This is a genomic window from Methanospirillum stamsii, assembly GCF_003173335.1.
GTDB classification, from domain to species: domain Archaea; phylum Halobacteriota; class Methanomicrobia; order Methanomicrobiales; family Methanospirillaceae; genus Methanospirillum; species Methanospirillum stamsii.
The window spans coordinates 30038-42180 of sequence record NZ_QGMZ01000007.1 but is presented as its reverse complement, the minus strand read 5'-3'; the positions used below and the strand labels follow the sequence as shown (position 1 = coordinate 42180).

Genomic DNA, 12143 nt, shown 5'->3' with positions numbered 1-12143 from the left:
ATATAATCTATACACAGAATAGTTCTAGTATCAGCCTTATAGCCCGGTTTTCCGCCAGGTTATAATGACACCACAATGATTGACATGGATGCCGCATTACGTAAGGAAGTCAGGAATCTACTCCGGATGGGCGAGTCTGCCCTTGAACGGAAGGATTTTGATCAGGCATCGTTTCTTTTCAGAAAAGCCTTTACGCAGGATCCGGAGAATGTTGCTGCAATAATAAATCTGGGATACACATATGTCCGGATGAGGCGGTTTTCCCATGCCAGGAAATGCTTTACCACGGCCCTTGATATCGATCCGGATAACCCGGTGGCACGAAAAAATTTAAGCCTCCTTTTACGTCCGGGACAAAAATCAGACATGTATCGCCCCAAGTACCGGTCAAGGCCTGAAGAAGAGATATATATACGATATATGCAGTGGGGAAATCTCCAGATGGAGAGTAAAAATTTCTATGCAGCTATTCAGTATTTTGAATCTGCAGGCACCATCCATCCTGATTTTATTGAACCATTCATAAAAATCGGTCAGTCATACGAAGAACTTGGAGAATATTCACTGGCAGCTAAGGCATTTGAAGAAGCTCTTGGAATTTTTCCCGGAGACCCAATCGCAAAAGAGCATCTACAGCGGTGTCAGGCATATAATGGCATGGAAAAACCAGACAGGAAAGTGACAGGACCCACTCAAAAAAAGCCGGATAAAATGCCAGAAGTCGCCGATGCCGACCTCTATGAAGAAGAACCGGTTAAAGAGATCCCTGTCATAAAACCACCGGTGGCTCCGGAAAAACCCCAGTCAGATGCCGACATAGTCATGTCGATACTCGCGCAGTATTCCTCTGATAAAGAAGAGAAAGAGGAGATCGCAAAACCGGTCAGTGAAGAGATCACTACTCAGGATAAAAAGGAAGCCCCGGCAGCTTTGATTGATGATCCGGTCATGAGTATCCTGATGCAATATAAGGATGAGATCCCTGAAGATGGTCAGAATGCTGATGATCAAAAAGAACAGGAAGACACCATTCCGCAAACTGGTGCAGCGCCACTTTCAGGAACCATGACCGAAAATGATAAACAAGGAGTCCGTGTCGAACTGAATGATAATCAGAAAGACGCTCTCAGGGAACTCGGGAATATTGGTGCATCCCATGCAGCAACCACCCTCTCAACGATGCTGAACACTCCTATTATGCTGAATGTTCCGGAGATAAGCATCGTCGATATTGATGTCATTAACCAGCAGATACAGCAGAGCATGTCAGCAATGGTGATTTTCACCATGGAAGGGCAGATGGCAAAAGCCGGTTATGTCATTTTACATGTTCCACAGGAATCAGTCATCCAGATGACCAGTATCATGCTCGGTCTCCCGATTGAACCTGAAAGACCACTGAACGAAATGGATGAAAGTGCCATTAATGAGATTGGAAACATCATGGTTTCCGCCTTCCTTGACGGCACTGCAGAGCTCCTTGGAATCATCATGCTTCCCTCACCACCCCGGACTATCTTTGATATGCCGCAAAATGTCTTTGACCTGGTAATTAAAGAGAGTAATATTCTCTACGACAATGTTGTATTTTTCAAAACCGAGTTAATATGCGACGAACATGAATTAAACCTGAATATATTCATGTTACCAAATCCTCCGGTTCTGCTTGACATCGTCCGGATGCTTGAAAAAATTATTGAAGATTCCGCAGCAGGAATCTAAAACTTATATCTCCCTGGTTGTTCCATCGGCCTGTCTGATAACATACCGGCCATTTTCTTTTGGATAATAAGTAACAGTTCTTCCGATAGTCCCACCCAGGTCTTCCCGGATTATCGGAATCGAGAGATCTTTTAAAATTGCCCGTAATGCCTCAGCATTTCGTTCCCCGATATTGAGATTGCCGGAAAAGTTCTGAAACATCGAGGCACCTCCTGCTAGTTTGGCTTTCATATTCGAAATTTTGCTGCCCTTTTGTGTCAGTTCCTTAATGAGTATCTCAACAGCAGTATCCGCATATTTTCCAGCCCTTTCATTCGGTTTTCCACTGGATTTAGGGAGCATAACATGGGCAAGCCCGCCGATTTTTTTCGTATCATCGTGAATTACGAGGCCGATACATGAACCAAGACCAATTGAAGTCATCACAGAATTGCCGGTGCTCCATTCACCGATTCCGATAATGATGACCTCCCGCTGATCGTTGACAGAAATCGTCTCGTTCATTCAATTCAGCCTGCTGTCGCGATAACATTTTCCATTCTGGCAAATATCTCCTGAAGCAGAGACTTGCTCGGCAGCAGGATGATATTTGCCTTAATTTCGTACATGGAACAGGTAAGTTCGGTTCTGAATAGAACTACCTGGTCAACATTTTCCCGGATCTCCTGGGTTGCTATGATGGACTGTAATGCTGCATGAGGCATATCAATCACCATCGACGGAGGAGAGGGTATCATGATAATGCTGAGCAGGGTAGCACAGGCATCCAGAAATGAGGAGGTCATGATATTTCCAATTTCAGTGATGGCACTTCTATCCATGTCATCTATGCTGCGATTGGTTTCTGTGGTTCCAATCATGATATTGGTCAAGCGGATGATCGAATCTTCAGGAATGTGGATAATGAGGTACCCATCCCCTTTAATCTGCCCCTGAATCTGGAAAACAACCATTGCAGCTTTGACGTCATCAAGATAATTACGCAGGTTTGCCAGGTTGACCAGAATGATTTCAGGAACCCGGATCTGGATCATGGTACTTAGAATGGTAGAGAGCGTGGTTGCAGCGTGTGCTGCGCCTATGTTACCCAGTTCCCGAAGTTCATCCGCCTGTTGTTCACTTATCATCAGATCAGTATCTGTCACCACATTTTTGATCACTTTTTTCACCCTTTTTCCACTGCCAGCAGCCTTTCTACCGGCTTTTTGTCCTCCCTCTCGTAGTATTGCTTTTACATCAAGAACCGGAACTACCTCTCCGTCTCCAGGTATCGTAACACCACTGACACCCTCACAGGTCCCGACAAATTTTGAAAGGGGTTTTATCACAACTTCCTGCTGACCCTCTATTAAATCTGCGATGATAGCCCCTTTCTTTTCAACATTCTGAAGGACCACAATAACTTCTTCTTTTTTAGACCGGCCAAACATGTCATCAAGGCGATATAGAACGATGATCTCGTCACGCATCAGGAGACCTTCCCCATTACCGATATTCTGAATAGGGAATGCTGCAAGACTTGCAACCTCGGCGACGTTGGTGATAGGAATAGCACACCGTTTTCCGTTTATCCGGATCATCATTACCATGACAATTGCCATGGTTGGTGGAAGCACCAGTTCAAACCGGCTCCCTTCTCCTGGAAACGATTCAAGTTTTATTGTTCCCTGAAGTGATGCAATCGTGGTCTTTACCACATCAAGACCGACTCCGCGACCACTGATATCAGTAATTTTATCCGCGGTGGAAAATCCGGGTTGAAAGAGAAGATCATAAGCATCCTGGTCACTCATGGAAGCCAGCACGTCTTCACTCACGAGTCCTCGTTCCAGGGCCTTTTTCTTAATTTTTTCTACGTTCACTCCACATCCGTCATCTTCTATAACAATGACTACGTTGTCTTTATCCCGGGATGCAGAGAGTTTTAATCTTCCTTTCGGGTTTTTTCCATTGGCAACCCTCACTTCCGGAGATTCTATGCCATGGTCAAGCCCGTTCCTGATGAGATGAAGAAGGGGATCATTAAGTCCGTCAAGAACTGACCGGTCAAGTTCTGTATCCCCTCCTTCTACCACAAAGTCTACTTCTTTTCCTTCCTTTGCAGCAATATCCCGGACGGTTCGTGGAAACCGGTTAAAGATCTGGTTGAGTGGAATCATCCGGATATCCATCATCATGACCTGCAGGTCAGACACAGACCTGCCAACCATGTTGAGTGTCTCATCCAGTTCCTTTATCTTATATTCTTGGGCAATCTGTTCCAGTCTTCCCCGGTTGATGACCAGATCCTCAACCAGGTTCATCATGTGGTCAAGACGGTCGATGTCAACCCTGATGTTTTTTACTTCCCGCTTTTTCTCGACCTTTTCAGTAGTGGTAGATCGAAATTTCGAAAGAGAAACCTCATCCGATCCTTCCACAGAAAAAGAGGGAGTAATATCACCGACCGGAAGGTTTTCCTGAACTGCTATTGAATGGGTGCGTACGTCAGAACCTTTGAGTAGAGATTCAATTTTATCTTTTGAAGATTCTGATCGAAGAGTCAGAGAAATTGTGCCATCAAAGGTACTACTATCTTCTATGATATCCCTTTTCGGAGATATTTCTGTAATACTTCCAAGAACTTCCAGATTCTGGAGTAATAACATTGAACGCAGATTCTTTGAATCAACTGAAGGACTGATCTCTATACGTATATCATAACAGGTACCCTTTTCAGATTGAATTTCCCCAGGAATCAAAGCAGGCTCAGGGATTTCCGGAGTAGGAATGACAGGGGAGGTTTTTGGGACTCCGGTGACATCACTCGACTTGATATCAGAGATGTTGAGAATGGTCCTTATTGCTTCTTCTCCGGCATTGGTCCTGAAGACCAGACTGATAGTTCCGGAAAAATTCTCATCATCCTCGATGATATCCCGTTCAGGGCTGAATCTGGTTATTTCCCCGATTGATTCAAGGTTTTGAAGGATAAGCATTCCGCGGAGGTTTTTATTGTCCACGTTATCAGCAAGAACGATATCAAGTGTGTAATCCCTACAGCCCTCTCCGAAATCCTGTTCATAAGAGGGGCCTTCATACATATCTCCAGTGGTTTCTTCAGCGATTCCCGGTTCAGGCACTACTGGCTGGACGACAGGAGTTGGCTTTTTATCTTCTCCTTCCTGAACCAGCCATTTTTTAAGGGTTTTTACCCGCTGATCCTTATGATCAAGCTGACCATCTCCACCTGCTTCAATCTCATCGATCATCTGCTCGATGTCATCAGCCCCACCAAGCAGATCGTCCACCAGGGACTGGGTAACATCGAGTTTCTGACTCCGGATTTGAGAAAAGACATCCTCTAAGGCATGACAGATCTCTTCCATGTGCATAAAGCCCATCGACGCAGACATGCCCTTGAGCGAATGCGCAGACCGGAATATTTCATCAATTGCGTGAGAGTCAGTGCCTTTTTCAAGAATCAGAAGATTACTTACAATACCTTCAAGGTTTTCTCTCGATTCAGCAACATAGAGACTCCGGTATGCATCAAGGTCAGACATAGATCACCCGTTCATTGATCGGATTGTTTCAGAAATTTTGTCAGGGATAGCCTTCAGAGCAAGAACATGGTCAACACAGTTCCGGGACAATGCTGAGCGCGCCATCCCATATACAAGACAATCTTCCTCCTTGCAGACAATGGTCACACCTCCCGCTTTTTTCACCGCTTCTGTTCCTTCACCACCATCGTTGCCCATTCCGGAAAGGATTGCAGTAACGCAGTGAGAACCAAAGACCTGTGCTGCAGAGACGAAGGTCTTGTCAACAGCAGGTTTTACGTTATGAACCGGGGGTGAATCTGTCAGAATGATCTTTCCGTTCTGGCTGCCACCCTTGTCAAGCACCGATGAAATAACCGTGTGAAACCCGGCGCGGGAAACCAGTACTGTCCCGTTCTTTAAAATGTCACCATTTTCTGTTTCACGTATCTGAAGCTGTGAAATCCGGTTCAGACGCGCCGCAAGTGCCGCAGTAAATCCGCCTTTTGGCATATGCTGGGTAATTATCACCGCAGCATTCAGATTGGCCGGCAGTTTTGACACGATTGTATCAAGCATTGGCGGCCCTCCTGCAGATGAACCAATCAGAACAATATTCCGGGCATTAACGTCCTTTTGAATTGGTTTGGATTCAATATATGCAATTGTACAGATGTTTTTGATTTTTTGCCGCAATTCCCCGCCAATTTCCCGGATATTCTTTATTCCACGGGGTTTTAGCATGAAATCATCTGCACCAAGAGATATTGCCCTCTTGGTCATCTCTGCCCCTTCAGAAGTAAGCGAACTTAACACGAGGGTTTTTGGAAATTTGTCAATCTCCTTCTTCCTTCCAAGCATTGAAAGACCATCAAGACGTGGCATTTCAATATCCAGGGTGATAAGGTCAGGCTTTAAATCCCGTATCTTATCCAACGCTTCAAGTCCGTCTGATGCCACTCCGACAATCTGGATATCCGGATCATCAGAGAGCATGTCCTGCACTACAGTTCTGATAAAGAGTGAATCGTCGATGACGAGAACCCTGATCATGTATTAAGCACCAAGGACATTTCCAATTTCTTCCAGGACTTTAGGGGCCTGGAACGGCTTTACGATGTATCCCCTCGCTCCACTTTTTATTGCAAGTTTGACCATCTGTTCCTGACCGACAGCTGTGCACATGATCACTTTTGCATTTGCATCAAGTGATTTAATTGCCTTTAATGCCTCAATGCCATTCATTTTTGGCATGACAACATCCATCGTAACAAGGTCAGGCTTCAGTTCACGATACTTATTGACACCGATGTCACCATCTTCAGCTTCACCGACAATTTCGTGTCCTCCAGAGCTGAGGATGTTCTTGAGCAAGGTTCGCATAAACAATGTATCATCGACAATCAGGATTCGTCCCATGGGTGAACGGTTCCTCCTATGAATTAAACGCTACAAAATGGTAAAAGGATTGTGGAATGTCAGGGTCTATGAAGGTGGTTTGAGTGCATCAGTAATGTACCTGACACCCTTCGGAGTCAATTGCACTTCTTTCCTGACCATGACAACATCAACCAGTTTTAATTTTAAAAGAGTCTCATATACAGCGTTGAGTTCCTCTGGTGGGAGATTCAACATATTTTCAATAGATTTTGTATCCATCCCGCTGTAAATGAGCATAGCAACCTGGGCGGTCTGGGCATCAAGCTGGTCAAGCTCAGAGCCCTTCATATCCATATCCTTGGTTGCATCACGAAGGAAGTTATAGAGAACCTGAAGTGTGGAAAGAGGACAGAGAATAAAACTGGTTACTACTTCACCACCTTCAAGATGATCAATCTTAATCACATCAAGTTTCTTCTTCTGGAGTTCCCGCTTGGTAAGCTCAAGACTTGCAACTTCTTTTAGTGGAACACTTATCTGTTTTTCCTGGCTGACAAACCAGATACCCGTCTTAAGAACTGCAATAGCTCCCTTCTCCCATTTTGCATCAGTTACCAGCACACCCCCTCTGATTGCCGGCGACATAAAATGGGCCATGATCCTGTAGGCATTACAGGCCATGATGATTTTACGGGTAAGAATGGTGAGTACTTTGTCAACCGAGGCAATTTTATACGTGCGCTCGGTTTTGTCAGGCATGGTTACGATCATCGTAACCATCTGCCCCCGCTTTTGATAGTCTACAATACTCCGGTAGCTAACTGAGGTATTCCAAGGGTCTTTCAGGGTGATACCATCATTTCCGATATCGATGCGTGAGGTCACCCATGACCCGCCCTTTTCCAGTTTTGCCGGAACCTCTGCCATACTCCCCTTTAAAATATCTTTTTATGTTATTTATCTTCTCTTTATTTTTCGGTTGATAATGGTCATAACCTCTTGGAGTTCTTCTGCAAGTTCTTCTGCAGATACATGAATATCCTTAAGATCTCTCAGGAGCACATCATCATCCCGTTTTTTCAGGTCTTCAATATCAGCCTTGAGTGAAGCGATAAGGTCATCATCACTTCCACCTTTCATCTGGCTCAGTTCAAATTGTTCTTCCCCGCCGGAGTCCTCTTCCTCCTGCCCGTACATATAGGGACTGTCGTCTGAAGAACTGTAGGTGGAGAGATCAGATGAACTGATCGTATCCCCGCCCTCCATGCTTGAGATGACATCCCCTCCACTATCAGAACCAATATCGATGGTACTGGAGTAAATTGCATCTATCTCATCCGGACCCTGGTCATCATCAAGAATGATATCTTCCTCTTCCTCACGGGTGGAGATATCCATCTTTTTCACATCTGAATCAGAGGGGATGTCAAGCGAATCATCACCATATGGAGTCCTGATGTTATCAAATTCAGGGTTTACCGAATCGAGTTCTGCATCAAGGTCCAGACCGTCATCAAGGTCAAGGCCATCGAGAAGGTCTGAATCAAGTGAGACATCACTATCTTTTCCGGAATCTGATGAAGAAGATTCATCATCAGCAGAAGTACCTCTTCCTTTATCCGGCTTTTCATCCGCCTTCTTCTCTTTTCCTTTCTTCTCCTCTTTTACCTTTTTCTTGTCGTCTTTGCTCTTTGCAGGACGCTCCGGAAGTTTAAGGGAAGGCAGGGTAAGAGCGGGCATCTTGATTTTTCCGGACAAGGAGGAGAAAAGCCCCTCTCCTTTCTTCTTCTCTTTTCCTTTATCTTTTGCAGGTTTTTCTCTTCTAGGTTTTTTCGGCCTTGATTTCAGCCATGAACGAAGATCGCGGATTAATTCTGACAGAATGATAGTTCCGGTAATCACCAGCAATACGATGGCAATCCCGATGACTCCCATCATGAGGTATAAAACAGGAATATCAAAGATCAGAAGGATTGAACCCCCAAGAACTATCGCTACAAATATTACCAGCCGCCGGGTAGAGTCAGAGAGTTCAACCATTACTTATACACCTTCAAAGACGGGAATCATAAATAACATTCCGGTTATTATTGGAGCTACAATATAAAGAATTCCAGATACTGAACATATCAGACTGGTAAAAAAATATGACAGTGCATTGTCACCACCTGACATCACTTTCCCTGCAACAACATTTGCAATGGTAAGCATTGTTACAATGATAATCACGTACAATCCAATTGCATCTTTGTCAAAATTTGCAAAAACAAACATACTTCCCCCCATTGCACCTGCAATTGATGCACCCTCACCGGATGAAAGAGCAGCACTTGCTTCTCCTAATGATGCCATCCGTTCTGTTATTGCATCAGACATTGTTACAAGAATATGAAACAGAAAAAGGAAAATTGCCACCATCATAGCATGCATTGGAACCAAAAGGGTCAGAAAACCCATTGAAATGGTATGCCGGTGATCCCGGAGCAGAATCTGATCAAGCATTGAAGAACTGACAACCTGACCAACAATATCCGCTTTCCCCCCAAGGCGGAGCGCATCCCTGTAGATATTAAGATACTTGTAAATCAGGTAACTTCCGCCATCATTGATAAACCGTTGCCAGGTCCGGTCCTCATCAAGCCCCAGATTCAGTTTGGAGAATACTGAATCAATTAGAGGTTCCAGATTTGGCAATGATTTTTTATCAACACCCTGAATTGCCGGTGTCATGGTACTTCCTTTTCCTCCCTGGATTGAACCGACACCCCTGATGAATGTGGGAAATTCTGTATCTCTTAACACAACATTACCATCATCAATAAAGGCAATAATGCCAAGTGGAAAGAGTAGCATACCGACAAGCATTAACACCAGACCATAGTTCATTCCAAGGAGGATCAGAAGAAATACAATTACAATAAGGATGGGGACAATTTTCTTTTCCATCCGGTGAATCATATTCTGTTCAGGTGATCCCTGAGGCAGTCGGTGAGTTCTTGGATCCGCCGGAACTGCCTTATACATTGTACCAATTCCAAGTATGGAGATAAAAGCGATGATGATGTATGAAGTCATCAATGTGCCCTGAATGTCCTCCGGTGCATAAATTGCAATAGAGATCATGATAATAATGCCAACCAGAGCACCTGAAAAGAGCATGGAGATGTATGCATCACCCCATTTTTTAAGCATTTCAATTCCCTGCTCAAAAGTGGATTTATACACATTTCTGGTTGTTTCAAGTTCACCAATCAGATAATCATTATCAGGAACTCCGGATTCAATGGCATTTGCATACCGGTTTATCATGGAAAAGAGCATTTCATTCTCTATTTTTTTTGCTACATTGACAAGTGCCTCAACATAACTGTATCCCCACCTTTTAACCAATATGTCAGCACGACGGATATATTTCGTCGAAACGTATTCCATCCGTGCACCGGTGTTTGAAAAGATCTCCGGACGGGACGCATCAGCAGTAATAATTGCTGCCATGTAGGTTAGCATAAAAAGAAGGTCTGAACCCATGTACTTGTCTTCAATAAAAAATTTGTACAATCGGGCTTTTAATGTAGCAAATGAATCCTCAAATGGAATTTTCCCTGCATTTGCGGCACGAATTTTGTCAAAAACACCATCAAGAACCATGCTATCAATAATCTATCGTGAGAAGACCCTGTTTTTTGAGCTTGGTAAGCATCAGAAAGAGTTCAATAAAATCAGTATAACCAGCCTTGTGAAGCCGTTCAAGGATTTTTGCTCTTTTATCTACTTCCATATAAATCATGGATTTTTTATGTTCAGGTATACCAAGCATGGTTGCAATCTTATTTTCAAGCAGGAAACTGGATCCTTTTCCGGTAAATTCATGAGTGTCCGTAACCGGATCCCAGGAGAAAACCTCAACAAAAGAAAAACCCCCACTCTGCGGATCATAGCCGACCAGTTCAGAAACGTTGAGTTGTCTCCGGACCATTGCTCCATCCGGTCGCCGGACAGCGCTCTGAATGACGACAAGGTTTAAGTTATCAATGAAGGTTTTTGGAATAAGAATGGGATCTCCGGTAAGACGCTGAATAAGTTTTTCAACCGTCGCAGCGTGAAACGTACTCATGACCGGGTGACCAGTCTGCATCGCACCAAAAGCGACGGAACCCTCAACTCCTCGGATCTCTCCGACCATGATCATGTTCGGCCGCTGACGAAGTGCAGCACGCAGCAGATCGAACATTGTTACATCCCCACCTTCTCCTTCTCCTTTCCCCTTACCCTTTGATACTTCTCTTGTCCAGTTCCGGTGCGGAATGATGAGTTCCGGAGTATCTTCAATGCTTACTATCTTTGACTCCGGAGAGATGAAGGTGGTAAGAGCGTTCATCGAGGTTGTTTTTCCGGATGCCGTCTCACCTGACATGAAAAGGGACATTCCGTTCTCGATGCATATCCAGAGGTATGCAGCAAGGGCATAACTACAGGTTCCGAATTCAACCAGTTTGGTTATGGAGATGACATCATCCATCGCTTTACGGATGGTGAAGTTACTTCCCTGACGGCTGATTTCAGTAGAGTAAACAATATTAATACGTGACCCGTCCGGAAGGGTGGCATCCACAATCGGATTACGGTATGTAATTGGACGACGGGACTTTTCAGCCAGTTTTATACAGAAATCATCCAGTAATTCTTCCTTATCAAACCCGACGACTGATTTCAGACCTTTGAAGATCTTGTGTTCAATGAAAATCGGCCCGAGTCCGTCACAGGTAATATCTTCAATAAAGTTGTCGGAGATAAAAGGGAACAAGATTCCCACATCAATCTTATCCCTGATCATCTGGTATTCAATTGCCTCAAATTCCTGGGGATTTACAATAATTCTCCCATCTGCGAGGTGAGGAACATCAGCAAATAATCTCTCTGCTCCTGGTTCTTCTTTTGCGGTAAGATCAGTTGCCAAAAACCCTTTTATTTTGTCACCAAAACCCTGAGGCCCTTCGATTTTTAGAAGAGACGGGTCGATTGCCTCTCCGGGTTTTTTCACAAACATAACCTGACGTAACAACCTTTTCAGGACTGCTGTCCGTTCTTCAGGAGTTACCGGATCTTCATCAAGGGCGTCCAGAAGGTCTACCAACCGGTATTCTATGGCCGGGAGCAATCTCCCGATGTTATGCATGAAGGAAGGTTCAATTGGGATGTAGAAGTTCCGGACATCATTTGGATCAAAAAAAATATGGATAAATATTGGTGGTTTAGCCGGATAAATCAGGTTTGGATCTTTTATCCCTTTCAGATCACGTTTAAGTTCGGAAAAAAAGAGTGGAATTCCAAACTCATCAACCGGAAAGATGTGCAGGTATTCTAGGAGGTGGGGGTAATTTTTTGCATATTCTTTTGCATTGGCCGGGAGCATTCGGAATAATGCACAGGATTCAGGATTTAATACACACTCCTCAGTATCATGACTCTCTGCCTCCTGAAAAGGTATCTTTCCCTGGATCTGCAGACGGGACATAT

The 12143-nt window shown here is 44.3% G+C and carries 9 protein-coding genes; 1 reads left to right on the top strand and 8 read right to left on the bottom strand.

Translation table 11 applies throughout. The features are described from left to right. Nucleotides 1–75: 75 nt before the first annotated feature. Nucleotides 76–1722 (top strand): tetratricopeptide repeat protein, encoded by a 1647-nt coding sequence (locus DLD82_RS02920; protein WP_109939616.1) that lies wholly within the window; start codon nt 76–78, stop codon nt 1720–1722. 3 nt (nt 1723–1725) lie between these two features. Here the strand turns inward: DLD82_RS02920 and DLD82_RS02915 are convergent, their stop codons facing one another. The 8 genes from DLD82_RS02915 to DLD82_RS02880 form a co-directional block, all read right to left on the bottom strand. Continuing rightward, nucleotides 1726–2226 (bottom strand): chemotaxis protein CheD, encoded by a 501-nt coding sequence (locus DLD82_RS02915; RefSeq protein ID WP_109939615.1) that lies wholly within the window; start codon nt 2224–2226, stop codon nt 1726–1728. A 5-nt stretch (nt 2227–2231) separates the two neighbouring features. Then, entirely contained in the window at nt 2232–5267 is a 3036-nt protein-coding gene (locus DLD82_RS19115) for an Hpt domain-containing protein (RefSeq protein WP_109939614.1), read from the bottom strand. 3 nt (nt 5268–5270) lie between these two features. After that, complete coding sequence (gene cheB, locus DLD82_RS02905) at nt 5271–6299, bottom strand: chemotaxis-specific protein-glutamate methyltransferase CheB (RefSeq protein WP_109939613.1); 1029 nt, start codon at nt 6297–6299, stop codon at nt 5271–5273. 3 nt (nt 6300–6302) lie between these two features. Beyond that, nucleotides 6303–6665: a response regulator gene (locus DLD82_RS02900; RefSeq protein WP_109939612.1), complete on the bottom strand. Its 363-nt coding sequence runs from the start codon at nt 6663–6665 to the stop codon at nt 6303–6305. A 66-nt stretch (nt 6666–6731) separates the two neighbouring features. After that, entirely contained in the window at nt 6732–7553 is an 822-nt protein-coding gene (locus DLD82_RS02895; protein WP_109939611.1) for a CheF family chemotaxis protein, read from the bottom strand. 30 nt (nt 7554–7583) lie between these two features. Beyond that, the gene (locus tag DLD82_RS02890) at nt 7584–8666 is read right to left on the bottom strand and encodes a hypothetical protein (RefSeq protein WP_109939610.1); all 1083 of its coding nucleotides are present in this window, start codon (nt 8664–8666) and stop codon (nt 7584–7586) included. A gap of 3 nt (nt 8667–8669) precedes the next feature. Further along, nucleotides 8670–10274, bottom strand: coding sequence for an archaellar assembly protein FlaJ (flaJ, locus tag DLD82_RS02885; protein WP_109939609.1), 1605 nt, complete (start codon nt 10272–10274; stop codon nt 8670–8672). Between the two features lie 4 nt (nt 10275–10278). Further along, a complete protein-coding gene (locus DLD82_RS02880; RefSeq protein WP_109939608.1) occupies nt 10279–12141 on the bottom strand; it encodes a type II/IV secretion system ATPase subunit in 1863 nt (620 codons plus the stop codon). Nucleotides 12142–12143: the final 2 nt, after the last annotated feature.